This is a genomic window from Haloplanus sp. XH21, assembly GCF_023276355.1.
Lineage (GTDB): Archaea > Halobacteriota > Halobacteria > Halobacteriales > Haloferacaceae > Haloplanus > Haloplanus halobius.
The window spans coordinates 2,350,323-2,371,875 of sequence record NZ_JALLPL010000001.1 but is presented as its reverse complement, the minus strand read 5'-3'; the positions used below and the strand labels follow the sequence as shown (position 1 = coordinate 2,371,875).

Annotated in this window: 22 protein-coding genes and 1 pseudogene; 15 read left to right on the top strand and 8 right to left on the bottom strand. The window is 64.7% G+C overall.

Features of this window, described 5'->3' with window-relative positions:
• From MXB53_RS12435 to MXB53_RS12420, 4 genes are all read left to right on the top strand, one after another.
• The gene (locus MXB53_RS12435) at positions 1-1,686 is read left to right on the top strand and encodes a branched-chain amino acid ABC transporter permease (protein WP_248897859.1); all 1,686 of its coding nucleotides are present in this window, start codon (positions 1-3) and stop codon (positions 1,684-1,686) included.
• Positions 1,683-2,651, top strand: a complete 969-nt coding sequence (locus MXB53_RS12430) for an ABC transporter ATP-binding protein (protein ID WP_248897858.1) — start codon at positions 1,683-1,685, stop codon at positions 2,649-2,651. The genes MXB53_RS12435 and MXB53_RS12430 overlap by 4 nt, the downstream gene beginning before the upstream one ends.
• A gap of 14 nt (positions 2,652-2,665) precedes the next feature.
• Positions 2,666-3,376, top strand: a complete 711-nt coding sequence (locus MXB53_RS12425) for an ABC transporter ATP-binding protein (RefSeq protein WP_248897857.1) — start codon at positions 2,666-2,668, stop codon at positions 3,374-3,376.
• Positions 3,377-3,519: 143 nt separating this feature from the next.
• Positions 3,520-5,733: a type II/IV secretion system ATPase subunit gene (locus MXB53_RS12420; protein ID WP_248897856.1), complete on the top strand. Its 2,214-nt coding sequence runs from the start codon at positions 3,520-3,522 to the stop codon at positions 5,731-5,733.
• Positions 5,734-5,778: 45 nt separating this feature from the next.
• Here MXB53_RS12420 and MXB53_RS12415 read toward each other — a convergent pair whose 3' ends face one another.
• Positions 5,779-6,552, bottom strand: coding sequence for a phytanoyl-CoA dioxygenase family protein (locus MXB53_RS12415; RefSeq protein ID WP_248897855.1), 774 nt, complete (start codon positions 6,550-6,552; stop codon positions 5,779-5,781).
• Between the two features lie 37 nt (positions 6,553-6,589).
• Positions 6,590-6,996, bottom strand: a pseudogene (locus MXB53_RS15830) (PIN domain-containing protein); the annotation flags it as partial.
• Between the two features lie 478 nt (positions 6,997-7,474).
• Here MXB53_RS15830 and MXB53_RS12405 point away from each other — a divergent pair.
• On the top strand, positions 7,475-8,830 hold the full coding sequence (locus MXB53_RS12405) for an APC family permease (protein ID WP_248897854.1): 1,356 nt from the start codon (positions 7,475-7,477) through the stop codon (positions 8,828-8,830).
• Between the two features lie 296 nt (positions 8,831-9,126).
• Positions 9,127-10,383, top strand: coding sequence for an RNA-guided endonuclease InsQ/TnpB family protein (locus tag MXB53_RS12400; RefSeq protein WP_248897853.1), 1,257 nt, complete (start codon positions 9,127-9,129; stop codon positions 10,381-10,383).
• A gap of 210 nt (positions 10,384-10,593) precedes the next feature.
• Here the strand turns inward: MXB53_RS12400 and MXB53_RS12395 are convergent, their stop codons facing one another.
• The 4 genes from MXB53_RS12395 to MXB53_RS12380 form a co-directional block, all read right to left on the bottom strand.
• Entirely contained in the window at positions 10,594-11,121 is a 528-nt protein-coding gene (locus tag MXB53_RS12395) for a hypothetical protein (protein WP_248897852.1), read from the bottom strand.
• Positions 11,122-11,246: 125 nt separating this feature from the next.
• Positions 11,247-11,984 (bottom strand): DUF4396 domain-containing protein, encoded by a 738-nt coding sequence (locus MXB53_RS12390; RefSeq protein ID WP_248897851.1) that lies wholly within the window; start codon positions 11,982-11,984, stop codon positions 11,247-11,249.
• A 205-nt stretch (positions 11,985-12,189) separates the two neighbouring features.
• On the bottom strand, positions 12,190-12,678 hold the full coding sequence (locus tag MXB53_RS12385) for a FlaD/FlaE family flagellar protein (RefSeq protein WP_248897850.1): 489 nt from the start codon (positions 12,676-12,678) through the stop codon (positions 12,190-12,192).
• 22 nt (positions 12,679-12,700) lie between these two features.
• Positions 12,701-14,407 carry a sensor histidine kinase gene (locus MXB53_RS12380; protein WP_248897849.1) on the bottom strand — a complete coding sequence of 569 codons (1,707 nt, stop codon included), beginning with the start codon at positions 14,405-14,407 and terminating at the stop codon, positions 12,701-12,703.
• 101 nt (positions 14,408-14,508) lie between these two features.
• Between MXB53_RS12380 and MXB53_RS12375 the strand changes: the two genes are divergently transcribed.
• The 9 genes from MXB53_RS12375 (at position 14,509) to crcB (ending at position 20,763) form a co-directional block, all read left to right on the top strand.
• Positions 14,509-15,144, top strand: coding sequence for an IS6 family transposase (locus tag MXB53_RS12375; RefSeq protein WP_248897848.1), 636 nt, complete (start codon positions 14,509-14,511; stop codon positions 15,142-15,144).
• Positions 15,145-15,196: 52 nt separating this feature from the next.
• On the top strand, positions 15,197-17,203 hold the full coding sequence (locus MXB53_RS12370) for a type II secretion system F family protein (protein ID WP_425601207.1): 2,007 nt from the start codon (positions 15,197-15,199) through the stop codon (positions 17,201-17,203).
• Positions 17,200-17,901, top strand: a complete 702-nt coding sequence (locus tag MXB53_RS12365; protein ID WP_248897847.1) for a DUF7289 family protein — start codon at positions 17,200-17,202, stop codon at positions 17,899-17,901. Before MXB53_RS12370 ends, MXB53_RS12365 begins: the two co-directional genes overlap by 4 nt.
• Positions 17,898-18,335, top strand: a complete 438-nt coding sequence (locus tag MXB53_RS12360) for a DUF7266 family protein (protein ID WP_248897846.1) — start codon at positions 17,898-17,900, stop codon at positions 18,333-18,335. Before MXB53_RS12365 ends, MXB53_RS12360 begins: the two co-directional genes overlap by 4 nt.
• Positions 18,332-19,000, top strand: a complete 669-nt coding sequence (locus MXB53_RS12355; RefSeq protein WP_248897845.1) for a DUF7263 family protein — start codon at positions 18,332-18,334, stop codon at positions 18,998-19,000. Before MXB53_RS12360 ends, MXB53_RS12355 begins: the two co-directional genes overlap by 4 nt.
• Positions 18,993-19,397 (top strand): DUF7262 family protein, encoded by a 405-nt coding sequence (locus tag MXB53_RS12350; protein ID WP_248897844.1) that lies wholly within the window; start codon positions 18,993-18,995, stop codon positions 19,395-19,397. Before MXB53_RS12355 ends, MXB53_RS12350 begins: the two co-directional genes overlap by 8 nt.
• Complete coding sequence (locus tag MXB53_RS12345; RefSeq protein ID WP_248897843.1) at positions 19,394-19,942, top strand: DUF7261 family protein; 549 nt, start codon at positions 19,394-19,396, stop codon at positions 19,940-19,942. Before MXB53_RS12350 ends, MXB53_RS12345 begins: the two co-directional genes overlap by 4 nt.
• A gap of 64 nt (positions 19,943-20,006) precedes the next feature.
• Positions 20,007-20,417, top strand: a complete 411-nt coding sequence (locus MXB53_RS12340) for a fluoride efflux transporter FluC (protein ID WP_248897842.1) — start codon at positions 20,007-20,009, stop codon at positions 20,415-20,417.
• Positions 20,410-20,763, top strand: coding sequence for a fluoride efflux transporter CrcB (gene crcB / locus MXB53_RS12335; RefSeq protein WP_248897841.1), 354 nt, complete (start codon positions 20,410-20,412; stop codon positions 20,761-20,763). Before MXB53_RS12340 ends, crcB begins: the two co-directional genes overlap by 8 nt.
• Positions 20,764-20,783: 20 nt before the next feature.
• Here crcB and MXB53_RS12330 read toward each other — a convergent pair whose 3' ends face one another.
• Together MXB53_RS12330 and MXB53_RS12325 are read right to left on the bottom strand one after the other, a co-directional pair.
• Positions 20,784-21,218 (bottom strand): PIN domain-containing protein, encoded by a 435-nt coding sequence (locus tag MXB53_RS12330; RefSeq protein ID WP_248897840.1) that lies wholly within the window; start codon positions 21,216-21,218, stop codon positions 20,784-20,786.
• A complete protein-coding gene (locus MXB53_RS12325) occupies positions 21,219-21,470 on the bottom strand; it encodes an AbrB/MazE/SpoVT family DNA-binding domain-containing protein (protein WP_248897839.1) in 252 nt (83 codons plus the stop codon). It abuts the gene before it with no gap.
• Positions 21,471-21,553: the final 83 nt, after the last annotated feature.

Sequence of the window (21,553 nt, the reverse complement as noted above, 5' to 3'; positions counted from 1 at the left end):
ATGGCTGTCTCCGACGTCGTCATCTCGTTCATGCTGTTGGTGTCGATATACGGCATCCTGTCGCTGGGGCTGAACGTCAAATACGGCCACACCGGGCTGCTCGATTTCGGCCACGTCGGGTTCTACCTCATCGGTGCGTACACCGCGGCGCTGTTCGTCCTCGGTCCCGACGACCCCACCGATTTCACTGCCTACGTCATCGGGCTCGGTGACATCCCTCTCATCGGGACGTGGCCCGTCGCCATCCTCGCCGCGACGCTTCTGGCCGGCCTCATCGGCGGCCTGGTCGCCCTGCCGACCATCCGGTTGCGCGAGGACTACCTCGCCATCACGGTCCTCGGCGTCTCGGTCATCTTCCAGCGCATCATCCAGTCGGAGACGTGGCTGGCGAACGGCCCGGACGCACTCCGTGGCTACAGCCCGCCGATTCAGGATCTGTTCCCGCTGGCGATGGAGACGCCCGTCGGTGCGTTGCTCGTCGGTCTCATCGTTGCCGTCGTGTGGGCTGTCACTACCGGCGCGCTGGGCCGTCTCCGGCACGCCGACACGCGTTGGCCGCTCGATCCGCTGTACCGCGTCACCACGTTCGGTCTCGCCCGCCTCCACCGCCGAGACGACGCTTTTGGGTCACTCTCGGCCGTTAGCACGCTCGCGGGCGCCGTCGTCGGCCTGGGTGCGACCGCGTTGCTGGCCGCGCTCTCGCCCCTGCTCGCCGTGGGCGTCGTCGGCTCGCTGTACACCTGGATCGTCGCGGTTGTGGCCGTCGACCACTACTACGGCGATCTCGGGCGCCGCGAGTGGGCGGCCGGCGTCGCGCTCGGCACGGGCCTGCTGGTCGCGCTCCTCCCGCTCCCCGTCGTCCAGTCGATCGGTCTCAAGATCGCCCTGACGCTCGGCCTCTTGGCCGCGCTCGTGGCGGCCTACTACTACGCCGCCACCCGAATCGACTGGTTCGCCGCCGTCAAACTCACGCTCGTCGGCGTCGGCGCGCTTTGGTTCGTCTCGCTCTGGTACTTCCTGCTCCCGCTGCTCGGCCCCCTCGGCCGAGGTGATGTCGCCGCCGCGCTCGGCACCCTGTTTCAGAACGTCGTCTGGATGCTCCAGTTCGGCGGCGATGTCGGCGTCGACTACGTCCTGGTGTTCATCGGTGAACTCACGGTCAAGGTGGACTACTCACGGTTCCAGTTGGCGGGCTTTGTCCTCTGTCTCGCGGCGCTGTACTACGTGCTCGAACTCGCGGTGCAGTCGCCGTTCGGGCGCGTCCTCCGCGCCGTCCGCAACGACGAAACCGTCGTGAAATCGCTCGGCAAGGATCCCTTCGTCTACAAGATCCAGAGTATGGTCATCGGCTCGGCGCTCGGTGGCTTCGCGGGCGCGCTCTGGGCCATGTACGCCCAGGGGCTCACCTTCACGACGTTCGCTCCTCGGGTCACGTTCATCGCCCTCCTCATCATGTTCCTCGGGGGCGCCGGCAACAACAAGGGGATGGTGCTCGGTGCGGGCATCTTCTGGGCGTTCCAGCAGGCGACGACGCAGTTGGCCTCGTTTTTCCCGCCCGCCATCCGCGTCAACATTCAGGCGTTCCGACTCGTCGTCGTCGGCGTACTCTTCTTGCTCGTCCTCTACTACGTCCCCGAGGGGTTACTTGGCCGCGAGGAACGCACGGCAGAGGAGGTGGAGGGATGAGCGCCATCGTCGAAGTCGAGGATCTGCGCAAGACCTTCGGCGGTATCGTCGCCGTCGACGGGGCCACCTTCGACATCGAGGAGGGCGCCATCACGGGGCTCATCGGCCCGAACGGCGCGGGCAAGACGACGACGTTCAACCTCATCAGCGGCTTCTACGAACCCGACGGCGGGACGATCCGATACGACGGGCGCGACCTGCAGGACATCATGCGTCCCCACCGTGATGAGAAACTCATCTGGGGCGGCGCCAGCGGCATCACGATCGGCGCCCTCGGCGGCATCGTCGGGCTCGGCCCCCTCGGACTGAGCGCGGTGCCGGCGCTCGGCGCCACCGTCGCCGGCGCAGGGGTGGGCGTCGGCGGCTATCTCGCCAAACAGCGAGCGACACAGCGCCGCCCCGGTCACACCAACAGCCGACCGTTCATGCTCGCCCGCGAGGGCCTGGTTCGCACTTTCCAGCTCACGCGGGAACTCGGCGAGATGACGGCGCTCGAGAACCTGCTGTTGGCGCCACAGAATCAGGCCGGCGAGAACCTGGCGAACACCTGGTTCCGGCGCGACGCCGTCCACGAGGAAGAGGCGGCCGTCCGCGAGCGCGCCGAGGAGATGCTCGAACTCTTAGAGATCGATCACCTGCGCGACGAACCCGCGGCGAACCTCTCGGGTGGCCAGCGCAAGCTCCTGGAGCTGGGCCGGGTGTTGATGCTGGACCCTCGCGTGATCCTGCTCGATGAACCGGTCGCCGGCGTCAACCCCGCGCTGACGGAGAAGTTGATGGCTCGGATCGAGACGCTCCGCGGCGAGGGGTACACCTTCTGTATCGTCGAACACGACATGGAGGTGATCATGGACCTCTCCGATACGATCATCGTGATGAACGAGGGGCAGAAACTCGTCGAGGGCACGCCGGACGAGATACGGAACAACGAGGCGGTCATCGACGCCTACCTGGGGGTCGACTGAGGGGGAATCCACTCATGGCACTACTGGAAGCACACGCTGTCGTTTCGGGGTACGGAGACGCGGAGATACTGCACGGCGTCGATCTCGCCGTCGAGGACCGGGAGATCGTCACCATCATCGGCCCGAACGGCGCCGGCAAATCGACGATGATGAAAGCGATCTACGGCCTCATCGACTGCTGGGAGGGTTCGATCGTCTTCGACGGCGAGGACATCACTGATCTCCGGGCGGATCAGGTGACCGAACGCGGGATGTGTTACGTCCCCCAGCGTGAGAACATCTTTCCGACGCTGACCGTCCAAGAGAACCTGGAGATGGGGGCGTACATCGAAGACGAGGTGACGGAGGCCGACTTCCAAGCCGTCTGGGATCGCTTCCCTTTCCTCGAGGAACGACGGAATCAGCGCGCCGAGGCGATGTCCGGCGGTCAACAGCAGATGTTGGCGCTCTCCTCCGCGCTGATGATCGACCCCGACCTCCTGCTGGTGGACGAACCCTCCGCCGGGCTTGCGCCCGACCTCGTCGACGACATGTTCGACCGACTGGTCGAGATCCGCGACGAGACCGACACGGCCATCCTGATGGTCGAACAGAACGCGCGCAAAGCGTTGCGCACCTCCGACCGAGGCTACGTCCTCGATATGGGTGAGAACCGCTTCGAGGGCACCGGCGACGAACTGCTGGAGAGCGAGGACGTGGCCGAACTGTATCTCGGCGGGGCGTAATCCTGGGCTGTCACGCACGTCCAACCGGGTTACGACGATCTCACCGAAAGCGTGCTGCGGCCACCCGTCTCCTCGCGCCCCGAGTATTATCAGTGATAGCGGGACACTAACGGCTATGTCGCTGCTCGGGAGTGGGTCCTGACATGAGTGACGAATCGACGCCGTCGGTCGGCGGGACGGCATCGTCCGCTGCTGACTCGGTTCCGGCGCCGCGGCCGCCCGACCACCGAGACGCCTGGTACGCGCCGGCCGTCGTGGCCCAGTACGAGGTGTCGCCGGGTGTGATCGCGACGATTCGTGAGGGAGACGGCGGCTTCACCTACGAACTCCGCGAACCGGGTCTTGGCCCGCGGGACCGCGCTGCGATGGAGCGCATCCGCGACCATTTCACGGTCGTCAACCGACGCCGGCCGCTCACGCGTGAGGGGGCCGCCGAACGCGCCGCAGCGGGATTCGAACCGAAATACCGGCGGGCGCTCGATCGCCTCGTCGACGCCTCGCCCGCCGCGTGGCGACGACTCACCTACCACGCGCTCTGTGAACTCCGTCTGCTCGAAGCGTCGACGCCGCTGGCCCTCGACGACCGGATCGAAGTGGTGGACATCGGCCGCGACGACGCCCGCGTGGTCGTCCATACCGAGAACTACGCGCCCGCCGAGACCGACTTCGACGCGGACGCCCGCTTCGTCGACCGGGTCGCGGGCGAGCGTCTGCGGCGATACACCGTCGATTTCGCGGGATTCGACGTCGACGTCGTCGTCTACCGCGAGCATCTGCTCGGGAGCGATCAGTTCTCGACGAAATACGCCGTCCTCGAACCCGACCTGCTCCCGGGCGACCAGCAGCTCATCGAGGAGTGCAAAGAACGGATTTGGGAGGCAAACGTCGAGGACGTGGTCGAGGACCGCCACGCGTTCGTCCGTGATCGTGCCCGACAGTTCCTCTCTCGCCGACTCACGGCACGGAACACGCGGGCCTGGGTCGCGGCGACGAAGTATCGGGTGACGACCGCGCTGGCCGAATACGGACTGGCGGTGCCGCCGGTCGACAGCCGCTACGCCACCGACCGCCTCGACGACCTCGTGTACTACGTCCTTCGGGACTACGTGGGGCACGGCGTCCTGACGATACCCATCCGCGACCCGTCGCTGGAGGACATCGAGGCCAACCGCGTCGACGAGCGCGTGAAGGTGATTCCGCGCGCCGACGAACTCCCCGTCGGCCGGGTGCCCACCAACCTCTCGTTTGACGACGAGACGGCGTTCATCAACGTCGTAACGCAACTCGCCGCGAGCGACGGCACGGAACTCAGCGCGAGTCGGCCGAGCGCGAAGGTGAACCTCGATCTGCCCGGCGTGGCGGAAACCATCCGCTGTGCCGTTGCGCTCCCCGTTATCTCCGAGGGCGGGCCACACGTCTCCATCCGCAAACAGGCCGCCGACGCCATGACGCCGGTCGATCTGATCGACCGTGACGCCATCTCGACCGAACTCGTCACGCTCCTCTGGCTCCTGTACGAACACCAGGGCGTCGTCCTCTTCTCCGGGCCGACCGGCGTGGGCAAGACGACGCTGATGAACGCCCACATGCCATTCATCCCCTACGACGACCGCCCCGTCTCCATCGACGAGGGGAGTCGCGAGGTGCGCCTCCCTCACGAGACGGGTATCTCGCTCACCACCCGAGACCACGAGAACGAGTACAAGCGAGTGACGATGGCCCGGCTGATGACCGAGACCAACTACCTGAATCCCGACGTGGAGGTCATCGCCGAAATCAACACGCCAGCGTCGTTCCAGACGTTCGGCGAGACGCTCAATACGGGCCATGGCGTCATCGGCACCACCCACGCCGAGAACGTCGAGACGCTCATCAACCGCGTCATCGAGCAGGGCATCGCCCCCTATCTCCTGCGCGAACTCGACCTCGTGGTCTTCCCGCACCACGTCGACGGCGACCGCTACGTCGCCGAGGCGGTCGAACTCCTGAGCGAGGGGGAGTACGAGGCCCTCGACGCCGGGACGCTTCCGTCCGGCGCCGTCGAGAAGGGCGATCAGACCCTCTACTGGAACGTGATCGCCCGCCGCGACACCGGCGGGCAGTTCAGCCTCGACTACGCTCACCCCCATCTCGACGACGGCCACCGAGCGCTCGGCCTCCGACTCTTTCATCGACTGGCCGAGGCGACGGACCGTGAGGTCGAGGACGTGGAAGCGGAGTTCCACCGCAAACACCGCTACGTCCAGTATCTGGTTCAGGAGGATATCACTGATTTCGACCGGCTGTTCGGCTTCGTCTCCGATCTGCGCACCGACGAGGCAGCGACGGTCGAGCGCGCCCGAAGCGAGGGCGTGTGACGACGCGACGACGAGGCGGGGCCGTCTGACCGAGGACCCCCCGTCTCAGACGCAGCCAGGGAACTCGTCGCCGGCAATGTGCAGGCTCTCGACCCACTCGGGCGGTTGGTCGTCGGTGAAGCGCGAGCGCGAGCGCATGTACGAGAGGATGAACGCGCGCCGCCACTGCTCGGTGGTGTTCGGTGCGGTGTAGTGGGGGAGAAGACAGTGCTGGAAGAGGACGCTACCGGGCTCCATCGGTAGGGCGACGGTGTCGTCGAGTCCGTACTCCCGTTCGGTGATGGTGATGTCCGTATCGTACTCGATGGCCTCGTGGCCGATCAGACCGTCCGTGTGCGCCCCCGGCACGACGCGCATACAGCCGTTGTCCGTCGTCGCCTCGTCGAGCGCGATCCAGACGGTGACGTGGTCCCTCGGCTGGATCGGATAGTAGGCGGCGTCCTGGTGGAACTTCTTCTCGCTCCCGACCTGGGGCGGCTTCAGCATGGCCGCGCTACGGAGGAGATCGATGTTCGGTCCCTGGAGTTGCTCGATCACCGCGAGAATGTCCTCGTGGTGGGCGAGGTCAGCGAATACGTCGTCTTCGCGGGCCAGCCCGACGCCCTCGAACTTTCGGACTGGCTCGCCCTCGTGCTCGAACGCGTCGGGCTTGATGTCGGGTTCGAGCATCCGGTCGAACTGCGTCTCCGTGCGTTCGCCGGTGACGTACTCGCGGATGCGATCGGTGATCCGCTCGACTTCCGGGTCCGAGAGCAGGTCCTCGACGACGACGTATCCGTCCTGCTGGTACTGTTCGAACTGACTGTCGCTGAGCTCCATACCACTGCGTGGTAATTTCCGGTGATAAGTACTGTGCTAGCGTCTCGGCCGCTCGTCCCGCGGGTTTGTCGGTCGGTAAGAGAACAACGTAGCCGGCCTGCCCGGTGTCGAGTAGTTGGGCAGCAAGCCCAACGAGTGCCGTGTCCGCTTTCTCGGTGATGTCCCCGTCGCGTCGGGTAAGGGCTGCAATAAGCGCCGGCGTAATCGTCCAGATCTCACCGTCCGTCGAGCGCGTGAGTGCAATCGACTCAACGTCGTATTCGTATGGGCGTTTCTACGGGGGTTCTCCACTCAACCCGCTGTTTCGAGATTTTGGACGTAGTCGTAGGCAGTCCCTTGCGGGATATCGAGTTCGTCGATGATTCCGGAAACGGTGATCGGACCGTATTGCAAGATATGGGTATACAGTCGAGCGAGTGCCGGTGTGTCGAGAAGGTCGGCCACCGTCTGGAGCCGCTGAAGTGGTGGTCCGTCCGGGAGGGTGGCTGTGAACCGCTGGTGCCAGCTCCGCCACCGCGTCGACTGGGCTGGGATCGTCTCGAAACGCAACTGCTCGCAGAGTTCAGAACGGTGGTTAAGATACTCCACGAGCGCTGTTTCGCACTCCTATCCGTGGAGTTCCTTCAGTCCGAACACTCGAAAGGGGGTGTCATCTGGTAGCGCGTCGAGCCCGCATAATATATACTGGCCACTCGACGTACGGCTGTTGGGCGACTCGTCGAAAGACAGTGCGTTGTGACTCACAAGTCGAAGCCACTATGAGATGCTGGCCACGACACGCGAACGAATCCGTCTAACTGGCCAGGATAGGTGTCTCTATCAGAGTGGACCCTCTCGATCATCTGCCTCAACAGGCGAAGGGTTCACGCCTCGCAAGCCGCTATAACCTAGAAAGGAGGGGAGTGAATGGAGCTCGATAGCTATGGCTGACAGCCTCGGACTGAAAGAGAGTATCTCAATGGCACTCGGCGGCATGATCGGAGGTGGCATCTACGCCGTTCTTGGTGTGGTGGCAAACATAACGATGTCCGCCATTTGGCTCGCATTTCTCGCCGCCGGAATCGTCGCGATGTGTGCGGGCTACTCGTTCAACAAGCTCAACAGTCTCACGGACAACCGGGGCGGCTCTGTGACGTTTGTCCAGTGTTATCTCGGTAGCTCCACTCTAGCTGGAATCGTCGGCTGGACGCTCCTGTTCGGCTACATCGGCTCAATGGCGATGTACGCCTTCGCCTTCGGTGAGTTCACAGCCGCCTTTGACGTCATCCCGAGACGCGTTCTGGCGGTCCCGACCAGACCGCTCATCTCGGTCTTGGCGGTAGCCGGGTTCGTCGGCCTCAACCTTCTCGGGTCGCGGACTACTGGAGCCGCAGAAAACGTCCTTGTCGCACTGAAGGTCGGCATTCTCGTCGTGTTCGGTGTTCTCGGGCTGGTGTATGCGTTCGGAGTCAGTGGTACGCAGTTCGAGTATGGTCTCAGCCATTTTGGTGGGTTCGATCCCCTCATGGCGGCGGCCATCTCGTTTGTGGCGTTCCAGGGGTGGCAGCTCCTGTACTACGACCAAGAGAGCATCGAGAATCCCGCCGATACCATCCGGACGGCCGTGTATATCTCCATCTCGGTCGCCGTTGCAATTTACATTCTCGTGGGAATGGTGACGGTGAACCTCGTTCCGCAGGCGCTCACATCCCACCCACACGTCGCGCTGAAGGATGCCGCCTCACTGATGATGCAGCCCTACGGGCTGGCACACGTCGGAGCGGTCATCCTTGCGCTGTCGGCGTTGTTTTCGACAGGGAGCGCTATCAACGCGACTCTGTTCTCGTCGGCGCATTTCGCCAAGGGAATGCTCGGTGACGGCCTACTCCCCGATCAGCTCGGGAGTTCGGATGCTGACGGCAGTCCCGAGCGGACAGTCCTCGTACTGGGTGCCATCACTGGGGCGTTTACGTGGTTCGGGGGACTCGGTGCTATCACCTCGTTCGCATCGCTATCATTCATCCTCGTTTTCGGGTCAATGAGCTACCTCGCGTTCCGCCAGCGTGATCACGACGAGGTGAACGCTGTCATCCCCGCAATCGGAACAGTCGGTGCCCTGGCGTTTTTCCCGCTAATGATGTACAACCTCTACACTCGCGAGGCAAACACGTTCTATATAGTGCTCGGTATCGCCGTCGTCGTGCTTGCCGTTGAACTCCTCTACTTCGAGCGCGACACCATTGAGGAGGAAGTCAAAGAGTTCGAGCCAGATCTCGAAGCTGTCGACGAGAGCAACTGATCTGTCCGTTCACCGTCTTCTCAAGATGAAGACGCGCGATACGTTCCGCAACCTCCTTTACCGAGGTCCTCCCTCGCTTCGCTCGGTCAACCGTTGATGCCAAAAACCGGACGCTTCCTCCGGTCGAGTCCGGAGACCCGCTCGCTTCGCTCGCGGATGCGACGTTCAACTGAAGCGGTAGCGCGGAGTCCCCTTCCTCAAGGAGCGACCGAAGGGAGCGAGTAGGGAGGAGAGGAGCGCGTTCGTATCAGTGACAACCACCTGCTTATAAGTAGCCTCTGGTATACATTGAAAGAGTGGCGGACGACTATGTGCGTCGGACGGCAATCACTCGCCTCTCGGTAGATGACGAGCAACGCGAGTTGCTTGAGGAAACCATCTCTGCGTGGAAGCGTGGTTGCCAAATCGCTACGGATATGGCGTGGAACGTCTGCAACGCCAAGAGCGACGTACAACCCCTCGCCTACGACGACGTGCGCGAGCAAACCGACCTCGGAAGCCAACACGCGATCCTCGCCACTCACCAAGCCGCCCAAGCCATCACCGGCTGTATCGAACGCAAGTCCAACGGCAAGAAGATTAGCAAGCCCACGTTCACCGCACCAACGGTGAAATATGACACCCGGACGATGACGTTGTTCGACGACGATACAGTGTCACTCTCTACAACGGAGAGTCGCGTCCGGTGTGACCTTGCCCTCCCTGACGCCGACGACGGCTACCAACGGCAGTACCTCGACTCCGAGGAGTGGAGCGTCACGGAAAGTACGCTCACCGCCCGCGACGGCGACTACTTTTTGCATATCGGCTTCCGCCGACACAAGAACGATACCGAACGGAACATCGCCGAGGACGGAGCGGTTCTCGGGGTTGACCTCGGTATCGAAAACCTCGCCGTCACCAGCACCGCCTACTTTTTCAGCGGGCGAGAGTTGACCCACGATCTCCGTGAGTTCGAGAAGGTACGCGCCGGACTCCAACAGACCAGAACGCGAAGTGCCCATCGCACGCTCGAACAGTCGAATGGCCGTGAACGTCGCTACGTCCGTGACGTACTCCACCGAGCATCGAACGCCATCGTGGATGAAGCACTCCGATACGGGTGCGACGTAATCGCGTTCGAGGATTTGACTTACATCCGTGACCGAACGAGTGCGTCGTGGGGTCACAAGTGGGCGTTCCGAACGCTGTACGAGCAGGTGGAATACAAGGCCGAAGCAGTCGGCATTGCAGTTACACAAGTGGGTTCGGCGTACACGTCGAAACGATGCGCCGAGTGCGGCTTTACAGCAGACGAGAATCGCCCAACTCGCAACGACTTCCAGTGTCAGAAGTGCGAGTCGGAAGCGAACGCGGACTACAACGCGGCGAAAAACATCGGGATGCGGTACGTCCGTCGAGGCCAACAGTCGTCTCGGCGGACGGGCAACAGTCAGCTTGCCCTGAAGTCTGGAACAGTGACGCCGAGTGACGGATTTACCGCCCACCCAGACGGGTTCGAGGCCGAGTTCATGGACAAGCCACACCCTCCACGAGCGAACCCGTCAGGGTGAGCGAAGTAGGGTGGGGTAGTTGACGGGCAGATCGGTTCTACCGGGGAAGCGAACTCTTCAAGATGATCAACAAGCCGATCGACCAACTCGAAAACACTGGGTCAGGCTGGGGCTCCAGCCGACAGTTCCTGCGCTAACCACGCTCGATAGCACCGATCTGCCCCTCGCGTGGCCGACCAACTCCGGGTGGAGAAGCTCGACAGAGCCGAATCAGCGGGCTCGATCCTGCGCCTCTACCAGTTCCGCGTTTTCGACGTAGCCGGTTTCGCTGTTTCCTTTCCGCAACTGTAGCGTCTGACCCGGGAGTTCGTCGGAGCTCGGCACGCTGCCGGTGTCTTGGGGTGCAGACACGGCCGTGACGTTCTCGTACGTGAGCATCCGCCGAAGTACCACGTCGTCGTCTCGCTCCATGCGCTCCCACTCGTCGAGTTCGAGGTCGTCGACATTGAAGTAGGACTGCTTGTCCGTTTCCGGGTCGACATCCGTTCCCGACCGAACGACATCGTTGGCGTCGGCTTCGCTGTATTGGTGTAGGTGAACTAACACGGGTGACGATTCGCCCCCGAGACAGATATGTTGCTGGCCAAAGTCATTTGGCTGGAGCGCTCGCTCGCTGACGCGATCGGAGACGACTTTCGTCGGCCAACTCGTCGGGTGCATGACGACCGACATGAGGTGCGCCAACTCGACCCCCGCTGCGGACATCGCCGCGGCGAGACACAGTCCAACGCCGAACACCTATTGTAGCCCTTGTGAGTCATCGCACACCGGTTCGCCAGACAGCGTGCGATCCGTGTGCACACCGTTCCAAACGCTACTATAGGGACAGTAGACCGTCTTTCACACCTCAGGGTCGAACACGGTTAATCGGTTGTCTGTACCTGAGCAGTAGTCTGATCCCCCATCTCGGCAGGGTTTTTCATCCCTTCCTTGACTCCGAACTTGACGAGAGCGACGTTCACGGGAAATGCAGCGATAAAGCCCAGCGAGAGCGAGAACGCAAGTGCCATCCAGAAGAGGATGTCTCCCATGTGGGCCTGCGAGGCTAGCAGGAGGTCTGCACCGATAGCGACGATCTCCATAATCGTGATCGACGGCGTCTCAGAGTAGAATGCATCTGCTACTGCGTCTCGAAAGGCCACACCCTCCTGCAGTAGTGGCCCAACGGTGAGTGCAAATCCGAACAAGTAGGCAAATCCGAAGGTGATGGCTGCGACCCAGCCAACGGCCAGCGCGAGAACTCCTTGGGCGAGTGTGACACCGACGACTTCGCCAGCACCACAGCCAGAGTAACAGTGTGCAGTCGATCGAACGCCGCGACGCCACAGGGAGTCCTGGCTGATCTGGGTTCGGCCAGCGTACCAGTAGAGGGTTAGTCCGAACGGCCCAGAGTAGAGAACTACTAACGTCCACACGCCTTTCATCAGTGATGGGAGCGCCTGGTTGCGCTTATTGATATCCCACCATAAGGTGGAAACAGACACACCGACTAGAGCCAACCACATGCCGAGAACCGCCGGATTCGACAGGATTGGCACCAGTATTTCACGCACTGGCTCGAACGCGCGTTCGATCTGAGTGATGAGCTGAGTGAGTGGCATTGTTGTGGGTTAGAGATAGTCTGCGACAAGGGACAGTTGCTGCTCAGAGACTTGAAGTCTGTCGCTATAGTCGCGTTTGGACCTGTGTGCACACCTGATCGAGGCGGCAGACGGACAGGGGTGCGATGACTCACAACGAGCACCAGCTACTCCGTCGTTCGACCGTCGAGATGCCTCGCCTGGCTGACTCCGCTCGCCACCCGTTCTACCCGTTGTTCCGAGCAGCGATCCCGAGTAACCGAATGATGTACCCGAAGCTCAGGAGGTGATCCGCTCGGTCGAGCGACTCGTCGCCCGGTTGGAGCGCGGCAGCCGCATCGTCGATCCGGTCGAGGAACGTCGCCGCCGCGTCTTCGCCGATCCAGCCGAGTGCCCGATAGCGGCCGATAGCCGACTTGGCCTCCGCCTCTCCCGCCGTCGTCACTAGATAGGCGATCCAGTCGCGACCGATCCGTCGCGCTTCGGGGACGTTCGGGAACGTGGGGAGATACGGCCGCTCACCGAGCACCGCTGGATCGACGCCGCCCACGGCGACCAGCCGCTCGCACTGTTCGTGCGTGGGCTCGTCCGGGGTGGCCGACCGGTACTTTGACCCCGCCGCGCGCGGGAGAGTCACGTCAGTCTCGGCGTCGGCATCGTCCATCCCGGCGACCGACCGAAGCTCCTGCACGTCATAGTCGGCCGGGTCAATCATACGGGTATGTCGTCAGCGGTGTCTAAGATTCTTCGGAATGAGACCCGTTCGTCGACTCGACGCCCCGGAACTCGAAGCGAGCGCCGTCCGCCTCGCGTTCGGTCACCGAGACCGTCCAGCCGTGAGCCTCCGCGATGCTCCGGACGATACTGAGGCCGAGTCCGGTCCCCTCGTCGGTCGTCGAGTAGCCCGTCTCGAGCACTCGCTCTCGCTCCGCTTCGGGGATGCCCGGGCCGTCGTCCGCGACGTAGAAGCCGTCGTCGCACCGACCGACGGTGACCGCCACGCCCTCGTCGCCGGCACCGGCACCGCCGCGTCGGAACTCCGGTCCCGCCGTGCGCCGGTCGTTCGTGGAACTGTGTTCGGCGCTGTCGCCGGACTGTGTCCGGTTGTTTGTCGAACTGTGTTCGACACTGTTCCGAAACAGGTTCTCGAACAGCTGTGCGAGCCGACTCTCGTCGGCTCGGATCCGGCCCAGATCGCCGTCGATCCGGAGGGTCGCACCCCCGGTGTCCGTCGTCGCCCACGCCCGTTCGGCGACTGCTTCGAGGTCGACGGCGGTGAGCGAGGTCACCACCTGGCCGCTCCGTGCCAGGGTGAGCACGTCCTCGATCAGTTCGTTCATGCGGTCGAGCGCGTTCGCCGCCCGTTCGAGATGCTCGTCCTCGCCGGTCTCGCGGGCGAGTTCGAGCGAGCCCTGTGCGACGTTCAGGGGATTGCGAAGGTCGTGGCTGACGACGCTGGCGAACTCGTCGAGTTGTTCGTTCTGCCGGGCGAGTTCCCGCTCGCGCTCGGCGAGCTGTTGCCGCGCGCGGATCGAATCGATGGCGTGCCCGATGCTCTCGCCGAGTTCCCCGAGCGCCGTCCGTTCGCGGTCGTCGAACGCGTTCACGCGGTTGGCGTAGATGCTGAGGAAGCCGTACACGTCCTCGGCGCCGACCAGTGGGACGACGGCGACCGATTCGACGCCCTTGCGCTCGAATAAGTCCCACCACGGCTCCATGTCGGGCTCTGCGAACACGTCTTGGACGCACTGCATCTCGCTGGTGCGGATGGCTTGGCCACCGGCGCCCTGCCCCAGTGGATCGTCCGGATCCACGCTAATCTCGAGGGAGTCGATGTAGTCACTGTCGTGTCCCGCCCACGCGACCGGGTCGACGACCGCCGTCTCCGGCAGGTAGCGCCCGATCCACGCGCTGTCGTAGAGCGGCGACTGCGTGAGACGAGCGCAGACCGCCTGTTCGAGCTCGGATCGCTCCGTCGCGTCGACGACCTCCTGGGTCGCGATGCGTAGCGTGTCGTTGATCCGGCTCAACTGATCGGCCCGCAGTCGCTGGTGTCGCTCGCGGGCGTTGTAGACGCCGACCACGAGGCCGACGAACGCGCCGAGCGTCCCCGCGTTGGCGATGGTTTGGGGCATTCCCCGTGCCAACTGCCCGCGAAGGAGCGCGTCGGCGAAGAGCGGTATCGTGGCGACGCCAAGCGTCACGGCGCCGCCGACCGCCCACAGCAGCGCCCGCTCCGCGAACTGCTCGGGGACGATTTCGCCGCGATAGACCGCTGCGCCGATGCCGACGATGAGGAGGGCGAAGCCAAGCGGCGCCAGAGCCTCGACCACCAGAAGCGCCGGCATCGATAACACACGCACGGCTGTCGACAGGTGTACCGCGGCGAATATCGCGCCGATACCCATCAGTATCGAGCCGCTCGTCCGTGCCGACAGTCCCACCACAAGTTAACTCCGCCCTGTTGGCTAAAATACCTGTGCGTTGCAGTAGGTAGTGTTCAGATACGGATTGAAAGGTGAGGCGTAGCGTTTTCAAAGTGTCTATGCCAGAAAGCGCTAGCCTCAACGGTTGTATCGACCGGATCGAGTTAGGTTTTGTGGAACGAGAGGCAACACCGCGGCTGTTGATGAAGCTCAGTATTCAGCTCCATCTTGCTGGATTATTCCTTTCAAATACTGTCTCTATTCTTGAGATATTCGGTGTTGATCGGGCACGATCCACCGTTCACAACTGGGTTCACAAGGCCGATCTACAGCCCGAAGAAGGCCGAAGCCCGGATCACGTTGCGGTCGATGAAACCGTGATCCGACTCAACGACGAGCAGTATTGGCTGTACGCCGCGGTCGATCCAGAGACGAACGAATTACACCATACAAAGCTTGAACCGACGAGAACTAACGCTATCGCTTATTCATTTTTCCACGAATTTCGGGAGAAACACGACGTTGACGATGCCGTGTTTCTCGTCGATGGCGCGGCACCACTCAGCAATGCTTGCCGTCGGCACGCCCTCGATTTCAGATACGAACGCCACGGGAACCGCAACAGCGTCGAACGTGTCTTCCGTGAGATAAAACGCAGAACTGCCAGTTTCTCGAACTGTTTCAGCAACGCCGAAGCAAAAACTGCAAACGAGTGGCTCAGATCCTTCGCCTTCGCATGGAATCAGCTAATCTGAACAGCACCTTGCAGTATCAGCTTCGAGAACTGTCGTCCAGTATTTATATACCATGGGGCGGCACCCCCTATCATGTTCGACGTGCGAGGGAGGGCACGTGACCGACGATCGCCCCGACACTGACGGCGCAGCGGCCGACGGCGGGAGTTCGATCGGAACGGAATCGGTCGGATCTCCCGAATATTCCCGGTCGGCGAAATACGCGCCCACCCTCGACCGGGTGCTGTACGCGCTGTTTGCGCGTCACGCCGACGACCCGTCTCACGCCCGGGACCGAAAACGCTACCGTGGGACCGATCTCAGGCTCAGCTTCGATGTCTATCTCGCCCGCGTGTATGGGCTTTCCTGGCTCGTCGCGTTCGCTGTTGCACTGCCGATCGCCGCCCTCGCGACGGTCGCCGAATCCCTTCCGACGGCGGCCGATATTGGTGCTTCTCTCGCCCCGATCGCACGGACCGGGCTCCCGGTGCCACCGATCGTGGTCGCCGTCGCCGTGATCGGTATCGTCACCGCCGGGATCGCGAAGGCGACGACCGTGTGGGTCGGCGGACAGTATCTGCGCTGGCTGGCGAACGCTCGCCGGACCGACATCGAGCGCACGCTTCCCGGTGCGGCCCGGTATCTGCACGTCCTCTCGTCGGGGAGCGACGACCACCGGACGATGCTCCGGAAGGTCGCGGCGACCGACGCCTATGGAGCGACCGCGGTATCGGTGCGCAAGGCGCTGAACACCGCATCGCTCACCGGCAGTCTCCACGAGGGACTTCGGCGCATCGCCCGTGATACCCCCTCTCGGGAGTTGCTTGCGCCCTTTCTCCTGAAGTTCAGCGAACACGCCCAGCAAGGCGAGGCGGAACTCGCGAACTACCTCCGCATGGAGAGCCGAATGCTCGCCCACCGGCAAGACCGGGCACGACAGCGCGCTGCCGGTCTCCTCGAACTCCTCTCGGAGGTGTTCATGGTGTTGCTGGTGTTGCCCTCGCTTCTGGTGATCGTCCTGACGGTACTCGCGATCATCTCGCCATCGCTCTCACAGCCGGTCGTGACGCCGTTCGGTGCGACGACGCCTCGCGCCATCGTCGTCTACACCAGTGCCGCGTTCGTCGTGGGCCTCGGCATCGGTGCGAGCGTCGTCGTCAGCGGGCTCCGACCGCCCGGTCAGACCGTCCACTACCGGCGACCCCAGGGCGCGCTCGCGACGCTCGCGACGGCCACCCAGAACCCGGCGAGCGCCGCCGTGGTCGCGACCGTTCCGGCGCTCGCTGCCGTCGTCGCGCTGCAGGTCCTCGGCTATCCGCTGGCCGACATCGCGCTCCTCGGCTACGTCGCCTACGCGCTTCCGGTCGGCGTCGTCGGTATCCGCCGTGCCCGCCTCGACGACGCCAAGGACCGCGAGATCAAGGACTTCGTTCACGCGGTCTCCGGCCACGTCAATCTGGGTCGTCCCTTTCCTCGTGCAGTCGAACACGTCGCTCGAGACGTCGATTTCGGCCCACTCGATCCCGATGTCGCGGACCTCGCGCTCAACCTGAGTTTCACGTCGCCCGAGACCGGTCCCGACGAGAACGTCCGCACCGCGGCGCTCGAACGGTTCGTCGACAGTGTGGGCACGCCGCTGGCCGAACAGACCGTCGGTCTGGTGACGGGTGCCCTCGACTCCGGGAGCGATGCGGGGACGGTCTTCGAGACGCTCCAGACCGAAATCGGTCGGCTCTACCACGAGAAGCGGGAGCTTCGGGCGAACCTCCTCGCCTACGTCGCCGTCGGGTGGACGACGGCGCTGCTCGTGGTCGGTATCGCCGTCGCCGTCGGCATCCACGTCTTCGATGGCTTCGAACAACTCGCCACGGTTCGCGGCACCGACGGCTACGTCATCGACGCAGCGGCGATCGATCTCGCCCGCGACCGATACCGTCTCTACGTGGTCACGCAGGCGACGATGCTGGCGTCGGGGTGGTTCGCCGGCACCGCTAGCCGCGGGCGATACGAGGCGCTGTTGCACTCCGGCGCGCTCGTCGCCATCTGCCACGCCGTCTTCGCGGGGGCGGGAATGATATGAGCGACCGAGCGCAGTCGGCGGTGATCGGCGTCGCCGTCCTGCTTGCGGTGACGGTCGTGAGCGTCGCGGCGCTGACGGTGACGGTCGGCTCTCTCGTCGACCGGAGTGCCGACACGGCGGAGGCCCGGGCCGCCGCCACGTCGATGAACGACGCACTCGCGACCGACCGGAGCGGGCCACACGAACGCCAGTTCGCCCTGCACAGTGGCCGACTCCGCACCGTCGACCGGACGGTCAGACTCCTCCAGGGTTCGGAGCCAGTGGTTGAGCAGTCGGTCGGCGGTCTCGTGTACGCCGACTCTAACTATCGCGTTCGCGCCGTCGCCGGCGCGACGGTCAGCGACACCGGCGGCGGCGGGCGTCTCCACACGGCGCCGTCAATTTCGATCCGAGACCGAACCCTGTTCGTCGGCCTCCCTCGCCTCGGTGCCGATGCCGTCGCCGTCGGTGGGAAGACGACGGTGACGCTGCGGACGAACCTCACCCACACCCGTCAGCAGTTCTCGGGCGGTGGCTACGCGCTCGCCGTCGAAACACGGGCGCCCGGCGTCTGGGAGCGCCACTTCGAAGCGCTGGGTGCGACGACGACGCGTCGTTCGTTCGACGACGATGGCGTCGCCAGCGTCGTTGCCCGGTTCCCGTCGGTTCGAACCGTCCACGTCTTCGTCCACGACCTGCGACTGGAGGTGGGCCGGTGACGGACCGCGCTCTCGCGCCCGTCGTCGGGAAGAGCCTCGAAGCCGTGATCGTCCTCCTCTACGTCGCGGCGCTGGTCACGACCCTCCACGGCGGGGTGCTGCCGGACTACCGGACGGCGACTGCGTCGGAACTGAGCGATCGCACCCTCGCCTCGGCCGCCGAGCGGATCGAAACCGCGTTGCCGCCGCGGGGAACCGCCGTCGACGTGACTCGCCGCGTCGACCTCCCCGCGACGATCGATCGGGCGACGTATCGGATCACGGCCGACGACGGCGTACTCGTTCTCGACCATCCCGACGACGACCTCTCCGGGCGTCTCGATCTGACGCTGCCGTCGCGCGTCGTCACCGTCGACGGCACCTGGGAGAGTGACGACCGAACCGTCCTGCGTATCCGGGGCACTGCGACCCGAATCCGGGTGATTCTCGCGTGAGAGGGCAGGCCAACCTGTCCGCGCTCGTGGTCGCGCTCACGCTCCTGACCGGGGCGACGGTCGTCGGCGTCACCATCGCCGACGCGTCGCTGGCGTCGGCCGACCGTGATCCGACGGAGCAACGCGCGGCGAACGCGGTCGCCGACCGACTGATCGCGGCGGACGCCCCGACGACGCTGCGCGCGAACACGCTTGACGCCGCCGTCATCGAGACACTGAACGCGAGCCGTCTCGTCGCTCTCGTGCCGAGCGCCGCGGCCGGTACGTTTCGGGTGGCGCTCGATGGGACGACCCTCGTCGAACGCGGCGAACCGGGCACGGGCACGACCGTCCGGCGCGGGGTCCTCGTCGCGTCTCGGATGTCGGCGGGCTCCACGATGAACCTCTCGCAGGGGGCGACCGAGCAGGTCCCCTCCCGCGTCGATCGAGTGGCGGTCTCCATCGATCCGGGACCGAACACCACTGTCAGGACCGTCTACGCGAACGGCCGCGTGGTACTCCACGACGACGCCGGTCTCGCCACGACCGCGGCTGTCCACCTGTCTCGGTACGAACCGACGACGATCCGAGTCGACGCGAGCCAGAACGCGACCGGCGAGGTCCGTCTGACTTACCGCCGGGTCCGTGTCGACGAGCGAACGCTGGTGGTGACCGTCGATGCCTAGAGGACAGCTCTCGCTCTCCATCGTCGAGGCCGCCGTGGGCGTCCTGCTCGTAGTCGGCGTAGCCGCCGGATTCGCCATCGGTGTGTCGCCGCCGCCAGCGGCGGAGCCCCAACTCGACTCGCTGGCGCGCGACACCGGGACCGTTCTCGCCACCGATCCCGCCGACACCGGTCGTGGGCCGTGGGTGATCGCCCTCACCCACTCCGACGACTCGTTTGCGCGGGTTCGCGATTCGGTCCGCGAGCGGACGGCGCAGCTCTTGCCCGGTGACGTCGCCTTCCGAATTCGGACGCCCCACGGAACCGTCGGCTATCCGCGCCCGCCGACCGTCGCCGTCGGCACCACGACCATCCCGACGCGACACGGTCCGGTCACCGTCCGGGTGTGGTACGGATGACACGTCGTCGCCGCGGCCAACTCGTCTTGCTCGCGGCCGCCATCGTCGTCACCGCACTGGTGCCGATGCTCTTGGCGTACGCCCAACTCGGTGCCTACACTGGGACGGCCGACGTGAGTGCCGAGCGCACGACGCTCACCGACGCCAAACGAACCCTCGAACGATCCGTCGGCGACGCGGCCGTGACGCTGTCGAACGGGACCGAGGTCAGCCGGCACGCCGCCCTGGCCACGGCGACGGGAGAACATCTGCGTCCCGCGCTCGATAGCCTCGAATCGACCGGCACTTCGCGTGGCGTGACCGTCGCTGTCGACCGCAACGCGACCGCGGCGCGGGAGTGGGTGACGGCAGCCTGTCCTCGCGGCCCTGACCGCGTGTTCGGCGACTGCATCGTCACCGACGGCGTCGTCACGCAGACGCGCGCGAACTCGACGGCCCTTGTCGCCGTCGCGGTCGACGTCCGGATTCAGGGCCCCGACGGCACCGCGCGGGCGACGTTCGTCGTGCGCGGCGTCCGCGGGGCGGTGGCGGATCGGGCGGGGTAACACTGCATCGCCCCATCCGGAACCAGTATCACCCTGGGGTGTGACCGACGTTTCGTATCGCCGCATGCGCTCCCGCCTCCTTCGACCACTTCAGACGGGCCTGCTCATCGCCGTCGGCGGCGCCGGCGGGGCGGCGCTCCGCTACGCCGTCGGCACCGCCCTGCCGGGCCTCGGTGGCACCCTCCTCGCGAACGTGACGGGGAGTTTCCTCCTCGCTGTCCTCCTCTACGACGCGCTCTACACCGACGCCCTCGCCGAACGGACGCGCGTCCTCTTCGGCACGGGGTTTCTCTCCTCGTACACGACGTACAGTACCTTCGCCGTCGAGACGACGGGCGCTCCGCTCTGGGTTGGTTTCCTCTACGTCCTCGGGAGTTACGCGCTCGGCATTGGGGCCGTCCTCGTCGGTCGACGGGTCGTGATGACCGTCATGGGCGCCGATGCCGGCGACGGGGGAGGGACGATCGATGACTGATCCCGTCCATCTGGTCGCCATCGGCGGCGTCGTCGGCGCCCTCCTTCGACACGCCGTGAGCGTCGCCGTCGACCGCGAGTCGTTCCCCGCGGGGACGCTGACGGTGAACGTCGTCGGCAGTTTCGCCCTCGGCCTGCTCACGGCCCTGAACCCTGGCCCGGACGCGACGGCACTGATCGGTATCGGCGTCTGTGGATCGTTCACCACATTCTCCTCGTTTGCCGTCGACGTCGTCCGTCTGTGGGAGGCGGGCGAGCGGCGGACGGCCGTCGGTTACGCCCTCGCCAATCTGCTCGGCGCGCTCGGGGCGATCGTCGTCGCGGGGTGGCTCGCGGCGCTTGTCTGAGGCGACGGTCGTCACCCGCGTCAGTTCGGACTGTAGGGGTCCGTCGCCGTGTCGAGTCGCGACACGTCCTCGATGATGTCGAAGTCGTCGTCGAACGCGTACAGGTAGCCGAGCCCCTCGGTTTGCATATACGCGATGACGCAGGCATCCACGAAGGAGAGTGGCTCGTGTCGGCGGAAGAGCGCCTTGCCTGCCGTGCGGGCGTCGGCACTGAGCGAGTCGATGTGGAAGCGGGCGTTCTCCTCGATGCGGTCGAGGAGGTCGACGGCGGCGTCGTGGCTGGCGTGCGTGACGAGGCCGTTGAGCGTTTCCGCCAGGACGTAGTCGAGGACGACCGCTTCCGGGAGCGACCCGTCGTCGATACCGCGGAGTACGGGGAGTGCGGCGTCGTGCGAGCTATCCGGCCGGTACGCGGCGGCAAAGAGACCCGTCGTATCGACGAGCGCGCGGGGCATTCACTCGGTGTCGACGCCCCAGGCGTCGTGGTCGTTCGTCACGTCGGTCGTCGCCGCGCCGCCGTAGCCGTCGAACTCAGCGAACGTCCCCGCCTCCTGTTGGACGACGTGGACGCGGACGCTCCCGTCGTCTTCGAGCTGCCACCGGAGCTGATCGCCGTCGTCGATGTCGAGTTCGCGCCGGATCCGGGCGGGGATGTTCGCTTGATTCCCCGACACCGTGCTTTCGGCGTCGATGCCGTCGCTGCTCATGGTCGCCGGTAGGGGACGCGCCATGAAAAGCCTAGTGTGCCGTCACACTACCATCGGTACGTGGGTATGCACACACCGTGGTG